Origin of the sequence: Inquilinus sp. 2KB_23 (assembly GCF_052115705.1) — a bacterium.
In the GTDB taxonomy this organism is placed as follows: Bacteria; Pseudomonadota; Alphaproteobacteria; order DSM-16000; family Inquilinaceae; genus Inquilinus; species Inquilinus ginsengisoli_A.
In genome coordinates this window covers 299,373-317,196 of the sequence record NZ_JBFRHF010000003.1, presented here as the reverse complement: position 1 = coordinate 317,196, position 17,824 = coordinate 299,373, and the positions used below count along the sequence as shown (strand labels likewise).

Below are 17,824 nucleotides of genomic sequence, written 5' to 3'. Positions count from 1 at the left end.
TCTTCCGGGTGTAACCCCGCTGACGCGGCGCGGCAATCCGTGGCAACGTCGTCGGGCAACGCGAAGGGGCGGAGAGATGGCGGTCGAGAACGGGTTCGGCGTGGATTTCGGCCTGGCGCCCGGCATGTGGGTGCGGCACCCCACCCAGCCCGACTGGGGCCCGGGCCAGGTGCAGTCGGTGATCGGCAGCCGGGTGACGGTGAATTTCGAGAACCGCGGCAAGGTGCTGATCGACAGCACGGTGATCCAGCTGGAGCCGGCGGGGGAGCTGTAGCGGGGCCGCTCCCTTCCCCTTTTTGTCATGCCACGGCTTGACCGTGGCATCCAGGGGCGGCCAGAGCGGCTCTCGGTGGCCCCTGGATTGCCCGGTCAAGCCGGGCAATGACAAATTAATACTATAATTATATGTTCAACCTCCGCCGCCATCGCGCGAGTGCATGGAATTTCCATTGGCGCGCTTTATACACTCCACTATGATCGAAGGCTTGAATTTACGTTAAAAGAAAGCTGAATCGATGCGCGTCGAGCTCCGCGGGATCGAAAAGCGGTTTCAGGATTTCACCGCTCTGTCGGGGATCGGCCTCGACATCGAGGCGGGGCATCTCTGTGCGCTGCTCGGCCCCTCCGGCTCGGGCAAGACCACGCTGTTGCGCATCATCGCCGGCCTCGAACACGCCGATGCCGGGTCGCTGCGCATCGGCGGCCTCGACATGTCGGCCGTCGACGTGCGCGACCGCCAGGTCGGCTTCATGTTCCAGAACTACGCCCTGTTCCGGCATATGTCGGTGCTGGACAATATCGGCTTCGGCCTGAAGGTGCGGCCGCGCCAGACCCGGCCCGAGGCCGAGGCGATCCGCGCCCGCGCCAAGGAGCTGCTGGCCCTGGTGCAGCTGGAGAAGTTCGGCGACCGCTATCCCGACCAGCTGTCCGGCGGCCAGCGCCAGCGCGTCGCCCTGGCCCGCGCCCTGGCGATCGAGCCGCGCATCCTGCTGCTGGACGAGCCCTTCGGCGCGCTCGACGCCCGGGTGCGCAAGGATCTGCGCCGCTGGCTGCGCGAGCTGCACCAGACGCTGAAGCTGACCACCGTCTTCGTCACCCACGACCAGGAGGAGGCGCTGGAGCTGGCCGACCAGGTGGTGGTGATGGACCACGGCAAGGTCGAGCAGATCGGCAGCCCGACCGAGGTCTATGAGCGGCCGGCGACGCCCTTCGTCTACGAGTTCCTGGGCCAGGCCGTGCGCCTGCCCTGCCGCATCGGCCCCGACCGGGTCGATGTCGAGGGCGCGGTGCTGCCGCGCCCGGCCGGCTATTCCGGGCCGGACGGCGCCGGCGAGCTGTTCATCCGGCCGCATGACCTGCTGCCGCAGGAAGCGCGCAGCGACGCCTTCCCGATCGCGATCCGCAGCGTCGCCGTCATCGGCCCGCTGGTGCGGGTCGAGGCGGTGACCGAGCACGGCGCGATCCCGATCGACCTGGAATGGCATCGCCGCCAGCTGGCCACCCGCCTGCCCGCCGCCGGCGAGACGCTGCAGGTCGGCACCAGCCATTTCGGCCTCTTCCCGGCGCGCCAGGCCGCCTGAGAGGCCATCCGGAAATGCTACTGCTGTGGCCGTCTGACGGCGGCTTCTCCGCTTCCGGTGCTCACGGACTCAAACGTCCGCTGCGCGCCGGGTCTCGAAGCCACCGCCATCCGACTCACATCAGCGCATTTCCGGACGGCCTCCGATCCCTCTTGGAGATTTGAATGAAGCGTTCCTTCCTGGCGCTGGCGTTTGTCGCCGGCCTGTTCGGCAGTGCCGCTGCGGCGCAGGCCCAGACCAGCATCCTCAACGCCTCTTTCGATGTCGGGCGCGAGCTGTTCACCGACATCAACCCGGCGTTCCAGACCTACTGGAAGGGCAAGACCGGGCAGGACGTGAAGGTCGAGCAGTCGCATGCCGGCACCTCGAAGCAGGCGCGGTCGATCCTGGAAGGGCTGCAGGCCGATGTCGTGACCTTCAACCAGGCCACCGACATCACGGCGCTGGAGAAGGGCGGCGCGGTCAAGCCGGGCTGGCAGACGGCCTTCCCCAACGGCGCCTCGCCCTACTACTCCTTCCCCGCCTTCCTGGTGCGGGCCGGCAACCCCAAGGGGATCAAGGATTGGGGCGACTTGGCGCGCGACGACGTCCAGGCCGTGTTCCCCAACCCGAAGACCTCCGGCAACGCCCGCTACACCTACCTGGCGGCCTATGCCTATGCGCTGAAGGCCAATGGCGGCGACCAGGAGAAGGCCAAGGCCTTCGTCAAGACCGTGCTGTCGCATGTGCCGGTGTTCGACACCGGCGGGCGCGGCGCCACCACCACCTTCGTCGAGCGCGAGACCGGCGACGTGCTGATCACCTTCGAGGCCGAGACCCGCGGCATCCAGAAGGAATACGGCGACAAGGGCTTCGTCGTGGTGGTGCCGCCGGCCAGCCTGAAGGCAGATTTCCCGGTGGCGGTGGTCGACAAGGTCGCCGATGCCCGCGGCACCACCGCGCTGGCCAAGGGTTATCTCGACTTCCTGTACCAGCCGGCGGGCCAGGAGATCCTGGCCGAGAATTTCTACCGCCCGACCCTGGCCGAGGTCGCGGCCAAGCACGCCGACCAGTTCCCGGCGGTGACGCTGGCCACGGTCGACGAGGTGTTCGGCGGCTGGGACAAGGTGAATGCCGAGCATTTCGCCGCCGGCGGCATCCTCGACAGCGTGTTCGTCAACCAATGACCGGTTCGCCGGAATGACCAGCGCCGCCCTCACCGCCCCTCACCCGGCACGACGCCGGGTGCTGCCCGGCTTCCGGCTGACGCTGGGCTGCACCCTGGTCTACCTGGTGCTGGTGGTGCTGCTGCCGCTGGCGGCGCTGGGGCTGAAGGCGGCCAGCCTGACGCCGGCGCAGTTCTTCGCCATCGTCGGGTCGCCCCGTGCCATCGCCACCTATCAGCTGACGCTGGGCATGGCGCTGGGCGCGACGGTGTTCAACGGCGTCATCGGGCTGCTGCTGGCCTGGGTGCTGGTGCGCTACCGCTTCCCCGGACGGCGGCTCTTGGACGCCATCGTCGACCTGCCCTTCGCCCTGCCGACCGCGGTGGCCGGCCTGGCCCTGACCGCGCTGTTCGCCAAGAACGGCTGGTTCGGCGCGCCGCTGGCGGCGATCGGCATCCCGGTCGCCTATACCCCGCTGGGCATCGCCATCGCCATGGCCTTCACCAGCCTGCCCTTCGTGGTGCGCAGCGTGCAGCCGGTCTTGGAGGATCTCGACCCCGGGGTCGAGGAGGCGGYGCGCACGCTCGGCGCCGGCGACCTGTCGACCCTGCGCCATGTGGTGTGGCCGGCGATCCTGCCCGCCTTCGTGGCCGGCTGCAGCCTGGCCTTCGCCCGGTCCCTGGGCGAGTTCGGCGCCGTCATCTTCATCGCCGGCAACCGGCCGATGCAGACCGAGATCACCTCGCTGCTCGTCTTCATCCGGCTCGAGGAATACGACTACGCCGCCGCGGCGGCGCTGGCAGTGACCATTCTGGCCGCCGCCTTCGTGATCCTGCTCGCCACCAACCTGCTCCAGGCCCGGTTCCTGCGCCATGTCGATCGCCGCTGACAGCGTGACGCCGGACGTCGAGCCCGCGCGCCCGGCCGCGGCCACCCGTCCGCGGCGTTCGCCGCGCATCGGCGAGGGCCGCTGGACCCGCCGCATCCTGATCGGCCTCGCCCTGCTGGCCGCGGCGCTGGTGCTGGTGGCGCCGATCGTCGTGATCTTCGTCCAGGCCCTGTCCGCCGGCATCGCCGTCTTCGCCCGCAACATCGTCGAGCGCGACACGCTGCACGCCATCGGGCTGACGGTGACCACGGCGCTGATCGTGGTGCCGGTCAACACCGCGTTCGGCATCATGGCGGCCTGGGCCATCGCCAAGTTCCAGTTCCGCGGCAAGCGCCTGCTGACCACGCTGATCGAGATTCCGTTCTCGGTCTCGCCGATCGTGGCCGGCGTGGTCTACCTCTTCCTCTACGGCGCCCAGGGGCTGCTGGGGCCGTGGCTGCAGGCGCATGGGCTGCAGGTGATGTTCACCCCGGCGGCGATCGTCCTGGTCAGCCTGTTCGTGACCTCGCCCTATGTGGCGCGCGAGCTGATCCCGCTGATGCAGGCGCAGGGGCGCGACGAGGAGGAGGCGGCGGCGACGCTGGGCGCCAATGGCTGGCAGACCTTCTTCCGCGTCACCCTGCCCAACATCAAATGGGCGCTGCTGTACGGCGTGGTGCTGTGCAACGCCCGGGTGATGGGCGAATTCGGCGCCGTCTCCATCGTCTCCGGCAACATCCGCGGCCAGACCAACACGCTGCCGCTGCAGATCGAGCTGCTGTACAACGACTACAACGCCGTCGGCGCCTTCGCCGCGGCCTCGACCCTGGCGCTGCTGGCGCTGGTGACCCTGACGGTGAAGACGCTGATCGAACGCCGCAGCCGGCGGACGGGGCGGCCGGGGCACTGACCCCGGCCGGATCGGTTCAGCCCGCGGGGGCCAGCACATGGACGGCACGGCCGGCGAGCAGGTCCTTGGCTCGCTCGCCATAGGCCTTCATGTGCGGCGCCACCGAATGCGCCTTCAGCGCCTCCGGGCTCTCCCACTTCTCGATCACGACGAAGGTGTCGTCGCCGAAGCGGTCGGCGCTGCCCTCGGCATCCACCGCCGGGCCGTATTCGATGCAGCCCTGCTCGGCATGGACCGCGGGGATGATCTTGCGGAACTCCTCCAGGAGGGCCGCGCGCTGGCCCGGCTTGGCGGTGAGCATGGCGATGACGTGAATCACTTTGGGGTCTCCGATGTTTTGTCGGATCTTATCGCCCCGAAGTGCGGCATCGCCAGCCCGCAATGCCCCGCCGTCAGCCTTTCCGGACCGCCTCCCCGCCCCGCGCCTTCCACGACGCCATGCTGGTGAAGACGCCGTCGCGATGGATCAGCGCGTGCATCAGCGCCGCGCCGAGATGGGCCAGGATGGTGGCGAACAGCAGATAGGCCAGGACGGTGTGCGCCTGGCGCAGCGCGGCATAGAGCATCGCGTCCTGCGGCAGGATCGCCGGCAGGTGCACCGGCCCGTACAGCACGATCGGATAGCCCGCCGCCGACAGCATCCCCCAGCCGACCAGCGGCATGGCGAGCATCAGGGCGTAGAGCACGAGGTGGCTCGCCCTCGCCGCCAGCTTCTGCCAGGCCGGCATGTGGCGCGGCAGCGGCGGCGGCACGTTGAACAGCCGGTTGGCGATGCGGACCACCACCAGCACCAGGATCAGGACGCCGAGCGGCTTGTGGATCGACACCAGCAGGCGATAGCGCTCGGACACCGAGGCGACCATGCCGACGCCGATGAACAGCATCGCCAGGATCAGCACGGCCATCACCCAGTGCAGGATCCGCGAGAACGCGGTGAAGCGCGGTTCGCCCGTCATGACCCCGATCCTTGCGCTGCATCGGTCTGGACCGCGCTGGGCGACTTCGGCTCGCCGCTGCGGCGCGTGTAGGATTTCGAATAGGCCGCCGACCGGGCGCTGAGCAGCGGGTCGTCGGACGCCTCGATGCCCGATGGCAGCACCAGCGGGTCGAAGTTGATGTCGCGGCAATTGCCCGCCGCCTCGGCCTCGACATGGTCGATGGTCATGGTGCCGACATCGACCTGCTCGCGATCCGCCGGCCAGGCCACGGTGGCATCGTCGGTCACATCCCCAGGCTGCCCGACGGTCACCACCAGGCGCCATTGCAGCGGCCCCTTGCGGACCTGGGCGATCAGGTCGTCGAACAGGTAATTCTTGTCGGTCTGGGCCGCCTGGTCCGGGCTTTCCGCCGTGACGGGCTGCACCGGCACCATCGACCAGCGGACCGGGGTGGAGGTGCCGGCCGCATTGACGAAGCGGAAGGCGTTGAGGCTGTTGTAGGCGGCGTCGCCGAAGCCGGAGGAGAAGGGCTGGGCCTTGATGGCGCCGATCGCCTTCAGCATTTCGGGATGGGCGGCGAAGAACGCCTGCATCTTGGCCGGATCGGGCTGCTGGGTGGCCGGGTCCGGCGCCGACGCCACCAGAAGGTCGTAGAAGGCCTGCGGCGTCTTGACGACGAAGACCGGGATGTCGTTGATCCCGGTCCGCCACACCTCGCCGTTGGACGTGGTGAACTGCAGCGCCATGCTGCGGATCGAGGCGGGGGTGTCGACGACGAAGGGATGGCCGTCGGCATTGGCGAAGCGGCCGACCACCGGCACCCGGCCGGGCGCGAACACCGCGGCCTTCGACAGGCGGACGCCCTGGCCGTTGCTCTCGAACGACCCGGCGATGCACAGACCCTTGGCATGGTTGCGCCGGAAGCCCGGATGCACGCCGTTGTCGTGTTCGAAGGCATCGATGATCCGGTCCGGGGTCAGCCGGTCCGGGGACAGCCAGCCGCCGGTGTAGGCGAAGGCCCCCGCGGCGACCAGCAGCACGGCGCCGATCACGCCCAGCCGGACCAGGGTTCCCAGGGGACTCAGGGGTGGCGGGATATCGCCCCTCAATGGCTCACGACTGCCGGACACCATCCACTCCTTGGCGGTTGCTACGGGAGAGACGCCCAACGCTACCGGTCTATTCCGGCACCGTCGAAACAATTCCGCCGGCGGACCGAGGCGGGCCGGCGGGAACCGCCCTGGCGATCCCCGCCCCGCTGTTCGCCTAGGGCCGCACGGCGGTTACCTCGATCTCGACGAGATAGCCGGGATTGGCCAGGGCGGCAACCTGCAGGGCCGATCGGGCCGGCAGGTTGGGCTGGGCCGCGGTGCCGTAGAACTGGCGGTAACCCTCCATGAATCCGGCGAAATCCATCTTGCCCTCCTTGGCCGGGTCGCCGACCAGGAAGACCTGCATCTTGACCACGTCACCCAAGCCGAGGCCGAGATCCTTCAGGGTCTTCTCGATCGACTGGAACACCGCGACGGTCTGGGCCTTGGTGTCGCCATAGGCGGCGACGGTGTTCTTGGCCGCGGCCGTATCCGCCACCGGCGGCACCGCGCCGCTGACATAGACCGTGGTCTTGCCCGCCGGCACCTCGACCGCGCGGGCGATCGGGAAGTCGGAATTCGGGATCTTGTGGCGGATCACATCGTCGGCCAGCGCCGGGCCGGCCGTCACCAATGCCGCCAGACAGGCGGCGGCCATCGTCTTCATCATCGTCACTCGTTCTCTCCCCTTGGTGAGTGTGGCTCTCGGTGTCGTGCCATCCCGGGTCTTTCCAGAGCCGTCATTGCGAGCCCCGCAGGGGCGTGGCAATCCAGCGGCACCGGCCCCTGGATCGCCACGTCGCTTCGCTCCTCGCGATGACGGTTTGGGATTCTCGAAAAAGCTTTTCCGTGGTCAGTTTCGGGCGTCGGCCACGTCCTTGGCCGTCACCGGATCGGTATAGGAATTGCCGAAGCTGGTACGCAGGTAGTTGACGACCGCGGCGACCTGGTCGTCGTTCATCATCCTGCCGACCGGCGGCATGCCTTTCAGCCCATGGACCACGACATAGACCGGATAGGCCCCGGTCTCGAGATTAGGGTTCTTGGCCAGGGCCGGGTAGTGGCCGGCACCGATGGCGCCCTGCGCCGCCGGCATGTGGCAGGCCTGGCAGACATTGGCGAACAGGGCCGCGCCGTCGGTCTCGGCGAAGGTCGAAGCCGGGCTCAGCATCGGCGCCGGCGCCTCCTGGGCCGAGGCGACGGCCGGCAGCGCCAGCACGGGCAGCATCAGGCAGGCTGCGAGGCGGATGGTCATGGCGAGGATCCCCGGAAGCATTGCGGTGCGGCTCATCGTCAGGCCCCCACCACCCGGTGGTGCAGCCGCTCGATCGCGTTGAGCGAGGACAGGATCGCCCCTTCCTGCCAGGCCGGGATGTAGGAGGCGTGCTCGCCGGCCAGCACGATGCGGCCGTCGATCTGGCAGAGGTTGTCGTAGTGCTGCGCGCGGGCCTCGTCGGTCCAGTCGCCGGAGCAGCCCAGGATGAAGGGCACCCGGTGCCAGGCCACGGCGACGCCGGTCTCGAACTCCGCCGCATATTGCGGGTGGATCTGGCCACCGAACTCGACCGCCCGCTTGATCCGCTCGGCCGGCGCCATAGCGGCGAACTCATAGGAGTTCGGGCCGTTCCAGGTGTAGGCGCCGAGCAGCACGCCCTTGCCGCCGCGGTTGTAGCCGGTGCTGGGGTAGGAGATCTGGCGGATCGGCAGGTCGGTGTAGCTGATGCCGCCGTAGATCGCCTCGTCCTCCTCCCAGAAGCGGCGGCGGAACTGCAGCCCGACCTTGACCGAGGAGGCATAGGGCACCGCCTCGATCGCCGCCTGCATCTTGGGCCCGACATCGATCTGGATCTGGCTGAGCACGGTCAGCGGGATGGTGCAGATGCACCAGTCGGCGGTGGCCTGGAGCGGGCTGCCGGGGCTCTTGGTGTCCTCATAGGTCACCGTGACCCCGCTCTCGCTCTGCTGGATGCGGGTGACCTTGGCGTGGTAGCGGATCAGGTCGCCGACCTGGGCGGCGAAGGCCTTGCCGATCATGTCCATGCCGCCGACCGGCTGGAACATGGTGGTCTGGAACTCGTACAGCGCGAAGCTCTGCAGCCCGCGCCACAGCCGCGAGGTCAGGATGTCGGACAGGCCGATCGGCTCGCTCGGCACCGGCGCGGCGCCCAGGCCGCCGCCGGCATCCTTGCTGAAGCCACGGAATTCGGACGAGGTCTCGCCGGCCTTGTAGGCATAGTCGCCGTCCAGCGCGCCCCAGGATTTCAGGGCCTGCAGCAGGATCTCGCGGTCCTCCTTGGTCACCGCATCGTCCAGCTTGCCCTGCTGCGTCGCCTTGGCCAGCAGCTCGGAGACATGGCCCTGGAAGTCGGTCTTGATGTCGCGGATGCGCTGCGGCTTGCCGCCAAAGCCCTTGGTGTTGTGCAGGAAGGCGTTGTGGTTGAGCTGCTGGAACGGCTCCAGCGCCACGCCCAGGCGGCGGCAATAATCCAGCACGCCGTGATGGTGGTACGGGATGCGCCACGGTCCGGGGTTGATGTACAGCCCCTCGTCGAACTCGCAGGCCTGGGTGGCGCCGCCGAGCTCGGTGAAGCGGTCGCCGCCGCGCAGCGTCCAGTTCCGCCCGCCCGGCCGGTCGTTGAACTCCAGCACCTGGACCTTGTAGCCGGCCTGGCGCAGTTCCAGCGCCGCGGTCATCCCGGCCAGCCCGGCGCCGAGCACCAGCACCGAGGCGCCCTTCGGATCGCCGCCCAGCGCGATCGGCCCCTTGTAGCCCGACTCGGCGGCCAGGCCGAGGCTGGTCATGGCCTGGTACATGGCGGCGCTGCCGGCGGTCATCCCGATCAGCGACAGCAAGCCTCGCCGACTGACGCCGGCCCCGTGGTCCTCTTGCATTGGTCTTGCCCCTTCGACGGTCGCGCCGGATCGATCCGGTCATCGATCGAGGGCGGAGCAAGAACGATGCCAGAACCGGCGAGGCCGGTTCCGGCGCCATCCCGAGCTCAAGGATCGCCCATGCATCCGTCGGATGCCGAAGCAAAAGGCATCAGATCAGACAAATAATGGGCAGATCAATATTTCGGAAAATCAGGTATTATTTGAATTGATAGAAAATAATTCAATATTCACGTCAAATTACATCAAGCTCCTTCATCCCTACCCTCGTCATCGCGAGGAGCGCAGCGACGTGGCGATCCAGGGGTCGGTGCCGCTGGATTGCCACGCCCCTGCGGGGCTCGCAATGACGGCTCGGGTGTCAGGCGCTCACCAAGTCGACCGCAAACGCCGCCGGCTGGCGCAGGCTCTGGTAGACCACGCAGTAGCGCTCGGTCAGCTTCAGCAGCGTCGCCCGCTGCTCCTCGGTCAGGTCGCCCTCGACGTCGAAGCGCAGCCGGATGGCGCGGAACCCGACCGGCGCGTCCTTGGCCACGCCCAGCGTGCCGCGGAAGTCGAGGTCGCCCTCGGCCGAGACCGTGCCGCCGGTGACCGGAAGGGCCAGCGCGGTGGCGACCGCCTTCAGCGTCACCCCGGCGCAGGCCACCAGGGCCTCCAGCAGCATGTCGCCGGAGCACAGCGACAGCCCGTCGCCGCCGGTCGCCGGGTGCAGCCCGGCCTCGGCCAGGGCACGGCCGGTCTCGACCTTGCAGGTCACCCCTTCGTCGCCGAGCCGGCCCTTGGCGCGGAGGGTGACCAGCGCCGCCTCCGGCGCCTCGCGATACCGGTCCTTCAGCGGCGCCTGCATGGCGCGCAGTGCATCGGAGTCCATCGCCATCTCTCAGATCGTGACGGGTATGGCCGAGACCCGGGCCCCTGCGGCGCCCGCGTCACGGTCCGGCGCCGCGTCGCGCGGCACCGCCAGCGACGATAGCACGGCTTCGCGCAGCCGCTGCAACTCCGGCGCCCCTGCCCGGTCGGCCCGCGGCAGCGGCACCGCGACGTCGGCGACGATGCGGCCCGGCCGGCCGGCCAGGACCACCACGCGGTCGGCCAGGGCCAGCGCCTCGTCGATGTCGTGCGTCACCAGCATCATGGTCGGGCGCAGCCAGCCCCAGATGTCGAGCAGGTGCTGGTGCAGGTCGCGCCGGGTGAAGGTGTCGAGCGCGCTGAACGGCTCGTCCAGCAGCAGCACCTTCGGCTTCGCCACCAGGGCCCGGGCGATGGCGACGCGCTGGGCCATGCCGCCCGACAGTTGGCGCGGCCAGGCCTGGGCGAAGCCGGCCAGCCCGACCCGGGCGATCGCCTCCGCCGCGCGCCGCGCCGCCTCGGCCTTCGGCAGCCGGCCGAGGCCGAAGCGGATGTTGGCCTCGACCGTCAGCCAGGGCATCAGCCGCGGCTCCTGGAACACCACGCCGACATCCTCGCCCGGCCCGTCGACCGGATGGCCGGCGACCGCGACCGTGCCTGATGTGGCGCGGTCGAGCCCGGCGACCAGGCGCAGCAGCGTGCTCTTGCCGCAGCCGCTGGCGCCGACCACGGCGACGATGGCGCCGGGATCGATGGCGAGATCGATGCCGGACAGCGCGGCCAGGCCGTTCGGATAACGCTTGGCGACTCCGGTCAGCGACAGCATGGTCAGGCCCCTTCCGGCCGGTAGCCGTCCTGCCAGCGCACCAGCCGGGCGCCGAGCGCGGCCAGGGCGAGGTCGCTGAGCTTGCCGAGCACGGCGAACAGCAGGATCGCGGCCAGGATGATCGCCGGCCGCCCGGTCATCTGGCCGTCGACCAGGAGGTAGCCGAGGCCCTTGCTGGCGCCCATGAACTCGGCCGCCACCACGAACATCCAGCCGAGGCCGAGGCCGCCGCGCAGGCCGGTGATGTAGGTCGGCAGCGCCGCCGGCAGCAGGATGCGGCGCACCAGGTCCCAGGTGCCGAAGCGGTAGATGCGCCCGACCTCGACCAGCTTGCGGTCGACCGAGGCGATGGCGCCGGCCAGGGTGAGGTAGACCGGGAAGAACACGCCGACCGCGATCAGCATCACCTTCGGCGTCTCGAAGATGCCGAACCACAGGATGAACAGCGGCACCCAGGCGATCGACGGGATGCTGCGCAGCGCCTGGATGGTCGGGTCCAGCAGCCGGCGGGCCAGCGGCCACACCCCGGTCGCGGCGCCCAGCGCGGTGCCGGCGGCGACCCCGAGCAGGAAGCCGGCGGCGACCCGGCCCAGCGTGGTCAGCACATGGTCCAGCAGCACGCCGCGCATCGCCAGGTCGCCCAGGGTGCGCAGGATCTGCGACGGCGGCGGCAGCAGCCGGGTCGAGACCACGCCCAGCGCCGCCAGCCCCTCCCAGGCCAGGGCCAGCCCGACCGGCAGGATGAGCCCGACGGCCAGGGTGCCGGCGGCATTCAAACCCGGCCGTGCGGCGCGGACCGGCTCGATCGCGGTGCTGTCCAGGCTGGCCATCGGCTAGTTCGCGAGCGCGGTCTTGAAGCGGCTGTCGAGCAGCGCGTCGGCCGTGGCCGCGACATCGACCGCGGCGTCGATCACCCCGGCCTTCTGCAGCGCCAGCCCGGCGTTCAGGATGGTGTCGCGCTTGGGCGCGTCGATCGCCGGGTTCGACAGGTCGGTGCGCTCCAGTTGCTTGGCCGCCACGGCGTCGGACAGGCCGGCGGCCTGGACAAGGGCGGCGCGCAGTTCGTCCGGATGGGCCAGCGCGTGGCGGCGCGCCTGCTCATAGGCACGGATCACCGCCTCGACGATCTCCGGATGGTCAGCGGCGAACTGCTCGTTGACGTTCAGCACGCCATAGGTGTTGAGGTCGGGCTTGCGGTAGAACAGCCGCGCCCCCTGCTCCTGCTCCGCCTGCGCCATCATCGGGTCGAGCCCGGCCCAGGCGTCGACCTGGTGGCCGATCAGGGCGTTGCGGCCATCGGCATGCTGCAGCAGCACCACCTCGATGTCCTGCTCGGTCAGGCCGTGATCGGCCAGGGCGCGCAGCAGGAAGATGTAGGGGTCGGTGCCGCGGGTGACGGCGACGCGCTTGCCCTTGAGGTCCTCGACCGACTGGATCGGGCTGTCGCCATTGGTGACCAGCGCCGTCCATTCCGGCTTGGAGTAGGAGTAGACCGCCTTGATCGGGCTGCCGTTGATCCGCGCCAGCAGCGCCGCGGCGCCGGCGGTCGAGCCAAACTGGACGCTGCCGGAGTTCAGGAACTCGATCGCCTTGTTGCTACCGGCGCTCTGCACCCAGGTCACCGACACGCCCTGCGGCTTCAGCGCCTCCTCCAGCCAGCCCTTGTCCTTCAGCACCAGGCTGACCGGGTTGTAGTAGGCCCAGTCGATGGTGATGCCGGAGACCGCATCGGCGGCATGGGCCGCGACCGGACCGAGGCTCAACAGGGCGGCGGCCGTCAGCAGCAGGCGGCGAGAGACAGCGAACATGGGTTTTGCGATCCTTTCAGCCGGCAGGATTCACGCGACCCGCCCGTCAATTCATCGGGCAAATAGGCTAATTTTATCCAGTCCAAGTGTCAAATATTTCCATATTGAACAATATTCTAGTGTCTATGTCTGAGCGCTCGACATGCAGGCCTTGCATGGGCATAATGAACAAAATAGGAACAAATTTATCGAAATGCCATGGACGACCATATCGTCGCCGATCTTTGGCGTGCATTCGACACGCGTGACTGGGCCAGGGCCCTTGGTCTGCTGGCCGACGACTTCGTGGCCGACTGGCCGCAGACCTGCGAGCGCATCCGCGGCGCCGACGCCTTCATCGCGGTCAACGCGAACCATCCCGCCCGCTGGCGCTGCCATCTGCAGGAGCTGATCGCGGCGGGAGAGCGGGCGATCTCCCGCGTCCTGCTGACCAACGACGTGGAGGTCGTCCACGCCATCTCGGTCTACCGCCTGCGCGACGGCCAGATCACCGAGGCCCTGGAGGTGTTCGGGGATTCGGGCGAGCCGCCCTATGACCGCAGCCGCTGGACCGAGCGCTACGCGCTGCGGGTGCCGGCCGGCTAGGATTCGGCGGCCGTTCAGCAGGCCACCGTCAGCTCCACATATTCGGACCGCATCGGGTTGTCCCGCGGCGCGATGTCGGTGACCCTGCAGGCCGAGACCAGTTCGATGGCCTTGCGCTCGGCGGCACGGACCTTGCTGTGCGACGGGGCGATCAGGCTCGGCCCCACCAGCCAGGCCCCCCAACTCGACGTCGCCAGCCGGGTCACGCCGATATCCAGGCCGTTCACCTTCACCGTCTGCGACAGGACGGCCGAGGACTCAGTGGGTTTCTCCGCGCAGCCCAAAAGAAGCAGCGCCGCAAGCGCTGGAAGGACGTATCTCACCCTGAACCCCCAAAAGGATCTTTTTCTTTGTGGGGGACGATATCAGCTTGTCGCTGAAGGATTCCAGCCGCCGCGTGCAAGAATTCGTTCGGCCAGCAGGTGGTACAGCCCCTGCCGCAGCACCAGGCGCGACCCGAACCAGGCCAGGCCGACCGCCGGGATCAGGATGGCGAGGCCGCGGGACTCGCCGGTCATCTCGGCCAGCAGCACCAGCGCCGTGACCGGGGAATGGGTGACGCCGGTGAGGTAGGCGGCCATTCCCACCAGCATCAGCGACGGCACCAAAGCGGGATCGACCAGCGGCGCGAAGATCGCGCCGAACCCGGCCCCGACCGCCAGCGACGGCGCGAACAGCCCGCCCGGGATCCCGGCCGAAGAGGCCAGGGCGGTGGCGGCGAACTTGGCCGGGAAGAACCACCACGACAAAGCGTGCGCGCCTTCGAGGGCGAGGCGCGTCGGCTCGTAGCCGGTGCCGAAGGTGGTGCCGCCTGCGGCCAGGCCGATCAGCCCGGCGAGCAGGCCGCAGCTTGCCGCCGCCAGCAGCACCGACCAGCGGCCGCAGCGGCGGAACAGGCGCGGCAGCAGTCGGGTCAGCGCCAGGACGCAGCGGCCGAACAGGCCGCCCAGCAGCCCGGCGAGGAAGGCCACCAGGATGAAGACCGGGATCGCCCGCGCCGTAAAGTCCAGCGCATGGCGGCCGAAATAGGTGTAGTCGCCGAGCACGGCGATCGCGACCGCCGAGGACAGGAAGATCGCGGTCAGCACCGCCATCCGGTTGCGGATGTCGAAGCCGCCGACCAGCTCCTCCAGAGCGAAGACGATGCCGGCCAGCGGTGTGTTGAAGGCGCCGGCCAGGCCGGCCGCCCCGCCCGCGGTGATCACGCGGCGCAGGCGGGCCGGGTTGGCGTGGGGCGTGAAGCGGGCCAGGATCACGGCGCCGACCTGCACCGTCGGCCCCTCACGCCCGATCGACGCGCCGCAGACCAAGCCGAACAGGCATAGCAGGATCTTGCCAATGCCGGTGCGGATGTTGAGCTGGCTCGGCACCAGCTCCAGCGGCCGGCGCATCGCCGCGATGCATTGGGGAATGCCGCTGCCCGGCGCCGCCGGGAAGAACTGCGCGGCGGCCATGGCCGAGACGCCGAAGCCGACGGCGCCCAGGATCGGGGCCAGCCACAGCCGGCCGTCGGTGATCCAGAAGAAGACGGCCTGGGCCCAGTCGGCGGCGCGGGCGAAGGCGACCGCCATGCAGCCGACCAGCAACCCGCCGACGGCGAAGCGGATCAGGCGTCGCAGGCGCGGCGGCGACAGCAGGCGGCGAAGGGTTCGGGGTGTCAGGTCCGGCGCGGCGCCGGCGTTGTAAGCCACGGCGACGGCCGGACGGCGTCAGGCGCCGGCGTGCGCCGGTTCCTTGTTCTCGGGCTGGGCGACGCGGAAGCTCTCGCCGCAGCCGCAGCGGTCGACTTCGTTCGGGTTGTTGAACACGAAGCGCGCGCCGAACTCTTCCTGCACCCAGTCCATCTCGGTGCCGAGCAGGAACATGATCGCCGACGGGTCGATCAGGACGGTGACGCCCTTGCTCTCGACCACGTCCTCGAACTTCTTCCGCTCCTCGGCGTATTCCATGAAGTAGCTGAGGCCGGAGCAGCCGCGCGCCTTGACCCCGACGCGCAGGCCGAGGATCGGCTTGGTCGACTTCTCGATCAGCTCGCGCACGCGGTCGGCGGCGCGGTCGGTCAGCGAGATCGGCGGTGGCAGGGCGCGCATGGTGTTCACCTCGTATCCTCAATCCCCAAGATGGGCCGATCGGGGAAGGACTTCAACGGTTTGCGGCAGCATCCCAGGATCGCGCGGCTTTAGCCGGGCGATCTTTCGTCACATCCCCAACGCCAGCCGGGCATCCTCGCTGGCGCGTTCGATCGACCAGGGCGGATCCCAGGTCAGGTTCACCTTGGCCCCGGTGACGCCGGGGACCGACAGCGCCCCCCGCTCCACCATCACCGGCATCGATCCGGCGACCGGGCAGTTCGGCGCGGTCAGGGTCATGTCGATGTCGACCTGGCCCTGCGGCGACACCTCGACCCGGTAGATCAGCCCGAGTTCGACGATGTTGACCGGCAGCTCCGGGTCGTAGACCAGGGTCAGGTTGTCCATCACCGCCGAGCGCGTGGCCGCGACATCGAGCGGGTATGTGACCTTGGACATCGGCGTGCGGACATGGATCCAGTCCGGCTCCGGCAGGTCGAGCGTGCCGGCGCGCATGAAGTCGTTCAGGCCGAGGCCGTCGTCGGGGAAAGAACTCATGATGTCGCCTCCCGCGCGGACAGGTGCCGCCGCGCGATCTCCTTGATCCGTTCGACCATCGAGGCCAGGCCGTTGCGCCGCCCGCTGGTCAGATGGGTGTCGAGACCCAGCCGGGTGAACAGCCCGCGCAGGTCCATCGCCGCCACCTCCTCCGGCCGGCGGCCGGAGAACACGCCGGTGACGATGGCGATCAGCCCCTTGACGATGCGGGCGTCGCTGTCGCCCTGGAACACGATGCGGTCCGATGCCTGGTCTTCCGGCCGGGCCACCAGCCACACCTGGCTCTGGCAGCCATGGACCTTGTTGGCCTCGGTCCGCTCGGCATCCGGGAACGGCGGCAGGGCGTCGCCCAGGCTGATGATGTAGGCGTAGCGCTCCTCCCAATCGTCGAGGAGGGAGAAGTTCTCCTCCAACTCTTCGGGCGATAGCCTTGCCTGGGAGGGGGGCATGGTCATCTCGCGAACATCTTGACCACCTTGTCCAACGCCTCGGCCATCACGTCGATCTCGGCCTTGGTGTTGTACAGGGCGAAAGAGGCCCGCGCCGTCGCCGGCAAGCAGAGCCGTTCCATCAGCGGCTGGGCGCAGTGATGGCCGGCCCGCACCGCGACGCCGGCCTGGTCGATCACCGTGCCGATGTCGTGCGGATGGGCGCAATCCATGGAAAAGGAGATGATCGAGGCGCGCTCCTGGGCGCGGCCGACGATGGTCAGCCCCGGCACATGCGACAACCGCTCGACGCCGTAATCCAGCAGCTCACGCTCATGCGCCGCGATGGTGTCGAGGCCGAGGGTGGTGACGTAGTCGATCGCCGCCTTCAGCGCGATCGCCTGGGCGATGGCCGGGGTGCCGGCCTCGAACTTGGCCGGCAGGTCGGCGAAGGTGGTGCCGGAGAAGCTGACGGTGCGGATCATCTCGCCGCCGCCCTGCCAGGGCGGCATCGCTTCCAGCAGCTCTTCGCGGCCATAGAGGATGCCGATGCCGGTCGGGCCGTACAGCTTGTGGCCGGAGAAGGCGAGGAAATCGCAGCCCAGCGCCTGGACGTCGACCGGCATGTGGGTGATCGCCTGGGCGGCGTCGACCAGCACCTTGGCGCCGACCGCATGGGCCCGGTCGATCACCGCCTTGATCGGGACGATGGTGCCCAGCGCGTTCGACATGTAGGTGAGCGCGACCAGCTTCGTCTTCGGCGACAGCAGCTTCTCGAACTCGTCGAGCAGGAAATTGCCCTCGTCGTCGATCGGGGCGACCTTGAGGACCAGCCCCTTCTCCTGCGCCAGCAGCTGCCAGGGCACGATGTTGGAGTGGTGCTCCAGCACCGAGACGATGATCTCGTCGCCCTGCTTCAGGAAGGCGCGGCCCCAGGTCTGGGCGACCAGGTTGATCGCCTCGGTGGTGCCGCGGGTGTAGATGACCTCCTTGATCGAGCGGGCGTTGATGAAGCTCTTCACCGCCTCGCGCGACGCCTCGAACGCATCGGTCGCGGCGCCGCTGAGATAGTGCAGGCCGCGATGGACGTTGGCGTATTCCTCCCGGTAGACGCGGCTTTCGGCCTCGATCACCGACAGCGGCTTCTGGGCCGAGGCGGCGTTGTCGAGATAGACCAGCGGCTTGCCGTAGACGGTGCGCGACAGGATCGGGAAATCCGCCCGGATCGCGTTCACGTCATAGGCGTTGATGCCGCTGGTGTGCAGCCGGGTGTCCAT

At 69.0% G+C, this 17,824-nt stretch carries 22 protein-coding genes; 6 read left to right on the top strand and 16 right to left on the bottom strand.

From position 1 onward, the window contains the following. Positions 1-76: 76 nt before the first annotated feature. From AB4112_RS05660 to cysW, 5 genes are all read left to right on the top strand, one after another. Complete coding sequence (locus AB4112_RS05660) at positions 77-274, top strand: DUF3553 domain-containing protein (protein WP_309796137.1); 198 nt, start codon at positions 77-79, stop codon at positions 272-274. A gap of 241 nt (positions 275-515) precedes the next feature. Then, on the top strand, positions 516-1,580 hold the full coding sequence (locus AB4112_RS05655; protein WP_309796136.1) for a sulfate/molybdate ABC transporter ATP-binding protein: 1,065 nt from the start codon (positions 516-518) through the stop codon (positions 1,578-1,580). A gap of 164 nt (positions 1,581-1,744) precedes the next feature. Continuing rightward, entirely contained in the window at positions 1,745-2,746 is a 1,002-nt protein-coding gene (locus tag AB4112_RS05650) for a sulfate ABC transporter substrate-binding protein (RefSeq protein WP_309796135.1), read from the top strand. A gap of 13 nt (positions 2,747-2,759) precedes the next feature. Continuing rightward, the gene (gene cysT, locus AB4112_RS05645) at positions 2,760-3,614 is read left to right on the top strand and encodes a sulfate ABC transporter permease subunit CysT (RefSeq protein ID WP_441717639.1); all 855 of its coding nucleotides are present in this window, start codon (positions 2,760-2,762) and stop codon (positions 3,612-3,614) included. Further along, positions 3,598-4,503: a sulfate ABC transporter permease subunit CysW gene (gene cysW, locus AB4112_RS05640; RefSeq protein ID WP_309796132.1), complete on the top strand. Its 906-nt coding sequence runs from the start codon at positions 3,598-3,600 to the stop codon at positions 4,501-4,503. The genes cysT and cysW overlap by 17 nt, the downstream gene beginning before the upstream one ends. A gap of 16 nt (positions 4,504-4,519) precedes the next feature. On the opposite strand, the gene AB4112_RS05635 is transcribed toward cysW, so the two are convergent. The 10 genes from AB4112_RS05635 to AB4112_RS05590 all read right to left on the bottom strand — a co-directional run bounded on the left by AB4112_RS05635 (position 4,520) and on the right by AB4112_RS05590 (position 12,907). Further along, positions 4,520-4,822, bottom strand: coding sequence for a putative quinol monooxygenase (locus tag AB4112_RS05635; protein ID WP_309796131.1), 303 nt, complete (start codon positions 4,820-4,822; stop codon positions 4,520-4,522). Positions 4,823-4,895: 73 nt separating this feature from the next. After that, positions 4,896-5,459, bottom strand: a complete 564-nt coding sequence (locus AB4112_RS05630; RefSeq protein WP_309796129.1) for a cytochrome b — start codon at positions 5,457-5,459, stop codon at positions 4,896-4,898. After that, on the bottom strand, positions 5,456-6,571 hold the full coding sequence (locus tag AB4112_RS05625; RefSeq protein ID WP_309796128.1) for a catalase family peroxidase: 1,116 nt from the start codon (positions 6,569-6,571) through the stop codon (positions 5,456-5,458). The genes AB4112_RS05630 and AB4112_RS05625 overlap by 4 nt, the downstream gene beginning before the upstream one ends. Positions 6,572-6,707: 136 nt before the next feature. After that, positions 6,708-7,202 carry a RidA family protein gene (locus AB4112_RS05620; RefSeq protein ID WP_309796597.1) on the bottom strand — a complete coding sequence of 165 codons (495 nt, stop codon included), beginning with the start codon at positions 7,200-7,202 and terminating at the stop codon, positions 6,708-6,710. 183 nt (positions 7,203-7,385) lie between these two features. Next, on the bottom strand, positions 7,386-7,787 hold the full coding sequence (locus AB4112_RS05615) for a c-type cytochrome (protein ID WP_309796127.1): 402 nt from the start codon (positions 7,785-7,787) through the stop codon (positions 7,386-7,388). 38 nt (positions 7,788-7,825) lie between these two features. Then, positions 7,826-9,385, bottom strand: coding sequence for a flavin monoamine oxidase family protein (locus AB4112_RS05610; RefSeq protein WP_441717635.1), 1,560 nt, complete (start codon positions 9,383-9,385; stop codon positions 7,826-7,828). Positions 9,386-9,785: 400 nt separating this feature from the next. Further along, the gene (locus AB4112_RS05605) at positions 9,786-10,295 is read right to left on the bottom strand and encodes an OsmC family protein (protein WP_441717633.1); all 510 of its coding nucleotides are present in this window, start codon (positions 10,293-10,295) and stop codon (positions 9,786-9,788) included. A 9-nt stretch (positions 10,296-10,304) separates the two neighbouring features. Then, positions 10,305-11,099 (bottom strand): ABC transporter ATP-binding protein, encoded by a 795-nt coding sequence (locus tag AB4112_RS05600; RefSeq protein WP_441717631.1) that lies wholly within the window; start codon positions 11,097-11,099, stop codon positions 10,305-10,307. 2 nt (positions 11,100-11,101) lie between these two features. Then, positions 11,102-11,929, bottom strand: coding sequence for an ABC transporter permease (locus tag AB4112_RS05595; RefSeq protein ID WP_441717629.1), 828 nt, complete (start codon positions 11,927-11,929; stop codon positions 11,102-11,104). 3 nt (positions 11,930-11,932) lie between these two features. Further along, complete coding sequence (locus AB4112_RS05590; protein ID WP_441717627.1) at positions 11,933-12,907, bottom strand: aliphatic sulfonate ABC transporter substrate-binding protein; 975 nt, start codon at positions 12,905-12,907, stop codon at positions 11,933-11,935. Positions 12,908-13,105: 198 nt separating this feature from the next. Here AB4112_RS05590 and AB4112_RS05585 point away from each other — a divergent pair, with 198 nt between their 5' ends. After that, positions 13,106-13,492 (top strand): nuclear transport factor 2 family protein, encoded by a 387-nt coding sequence (locus AB4112_RS05585; protein WP_309796121.1) that lies wholly within the window; start codon positions 13,106-13,108, stop codon positions 13,490-13,492. Positions 13,493-13,506: 14 nt separating this feature from the next. On the opposite strand, the gene AB4112_RS05580 is transcribed toward AB4112_RS05585, so the two are convergent. The 6 genes from AB4112_RS05580 to AB4112_RS05555 form a co-directional block, all read right to left on the bottom strand. Continuing rightward, positions 13,507-13,719: a hypothetical protein gene (locus AB4112_RS05580; RefSeq protein WP_441717625.1), complete on the bottom strand. Its 213-nt coding sequence runs from the start codon at positions 13,717-13,719 to the stop codon at positions 13,507-13,509. A 138-nt stretch (positions 13,720-13,857) separates the two neighbouring features. Beyond that, positions 13,858-15,183 (bottom strand): chloride channel protein, encoded by a 1,326-nt coding sequence (locus AB4112_RS05575; protein WP_441717623.1) that lies wholly within the window; start codon positions 15,181-15,183, stop codon positions 13,858-13,860. Positions 15,184-15,201: 18 nt separating this feature from the next. Beyond that, a complete protein-coding gene (locus tag AB4112_RS05570; RefSeq protein ID WP_309796595.1) occupies positions 15,202-15,582 on the bottom strand; it encodes a HesB/IscA family protein in 381 nt (126 codons plus the stop codon). 108 nt (positions 15,583-15,690) lie between these two features. Further along, the gene (locus tag AB4112_RS05565) at positions 15,691-16,119 is read right to left on the bottom strand and encodes an iron-sulfur cluster assembly protein (RefSeq protein ID WP_309796117.1); all 429 of its coding nucleotides are present in this window, start codon (positions 16,117-16,119) and stop codon (positions 15,691-15,693) included. Beyond that, positions 16,116-16,574 carry a SufE family protein gene (locus tag AB4112_RS05560; protein ID WP_309796116.1) on the bottom strand — a complete coding sequence of 153 codons (459 nt, stop codon included), beginning with the start codon at positions 16,572-16,574 and terminating at the stop codon, positions 16,116-16,118. Before AB4112_RS05560 ends, AB4112_RS05565 begins: the two co-directional genes overlap by 4 nt. After that, positions 16,571-17,824 carry a SufS family cysteine desulfurase gene (locus AB4112_RS05555; RefSeq protein WP_441717620.1) on the bottom strand — a complete coding sequence of 418 codons (1,254 nt, stop codon included), beginning with the start codon at positions 17,822-17,824 and terminating at the stop codon, positions 16,571-16,573. The genes AB4112_RS05560 and AB4112_RS05555 overlap by 4 nt, the downstream gene beginning before the upstream one ends.

What these genes read in the sequence shown, in the direction of transcription:
- AB4112_RS05660 (WP_309796137.1), top strand. Translation starts at nt 77, where the DNA reads ATGGCGGTCGAGAACGGGTTCGGCGTGGATTTCGGCCTGGCGCCCGGC.
- AB4112_RS05655 (WP_309796136.1), top strand. Translation starts at nt 516, where the DNA reads ATGCGCGTCGAGCTCCGCGGGATCGAAAAGCGGTTTCAGGATTTCACC.
- AB4112_RS05650 (WP_309796135.1), top strand. Translation starts at nt 1,745, where the DNA reads ATGAAGCGTTCCTTCCTGGCGCTGGCGTTTGTCGCCGGCCTGTTCGGC.
- cysW (WP_309796132.1), top strand. Translation starts at nt 3,598, where the DNA reads ATGTCGATCGCCGCTGACAGCGTGACGCCGGACGTCGAGCCCGCGCGC.
- AB4112_RS05630 (WP_309796129.1), bottom strand. Translation starts at nt 5,459, where the DNA reads ATGACGGGCGAACCGCGCTTCACCGCGTTCTCGCGGATCCTGCACTGG.
- AB4112_RS05620 (WP_309796597.1), bottom strand. Translation starts at nt 7,202, where the DNA reads ATGATGAAGACGATGGCCGCCGCCTGTCTGGCGGCATTGGTGACGGCC.
- AB4112_RS05615 (WP_309796127.1), bottom strand. Translation starts at nt 7,787, where the DNA reads ATGACCATCCGCCTCGCAGCCTGCCTGATGCTGCCCGTGCTGGCGCTG.
- AB4112_RS05605 (WP_441717633.1), bottom strand. Translation starts at nt 10,295, where the DNA reads ATGGACTCCGATGCACTGCGCGCCATGCAGGCGCCGCTGAAGGACCGG.
- AB4112_RS05600 (WP_441717631.1), bottom strand. Translation starts at nt 11,099, where the DNA reads ATGCTGTCGCTGACCGGAGTCGCCAAGCGTTATCCGAACGGCCTGGCC.
- AB4112_RS05595 (WP_441717629.1), bottom strand. Translation starts at nt 11,929, where the DNA reads ATGGCCAGCCTGGACAGCACCGCGATCGAGCCGGTCCGCGCCGCACGG.
- AB4112_RS05590 (WP_441717627.1), bottom strand. Translation starts at nt 12,907, where the DNA reads ATGTTCGCTGTCTCTCGCCGCCTGCTGCTGACGGCCGCCGCCCTGTTG.
- AB4112_RS05585 (WP_309796121.1), top strand. Translation starts at nt 13,106, where the DNA reads ATGGACGACCATATCGTCGCCGATCTTTGGCGTGCATTCGACACGCGT.
- AB4112_RS05570 (WP_309796595.1), bottom strand. Translation starts at nt 15,582, where the DNA reads ATGCGCGCCCTGCCACCGCCGATCTCGCTGACCGACCGCGCCGCCGAC.
- AB4112_RS05565 (WP_309796117.1), bottom strand. Translation starts at nt 16,119, where the DNA reads ATGAGTTCTTTCCCCGACGACGGCCTCGGCCTGAACGACTTCATGCGC.
- AB4112_RS05560 (WP_309796116.1), bottom strand. Translation starts at nt 16,574, where the DNA reads ATGACCATGCCCCCCTCCCAGGCAAGGCTATCGCCCGAAGAGTTGGAG.
- AB4112_RS05555 (WP_441717620.1), bottom strand. Translation starts at nt 17,824, where the DNA reads ATGGACACCCGGCTGCACACCAGCGGCATCAACGCCTATGACGTGAAC.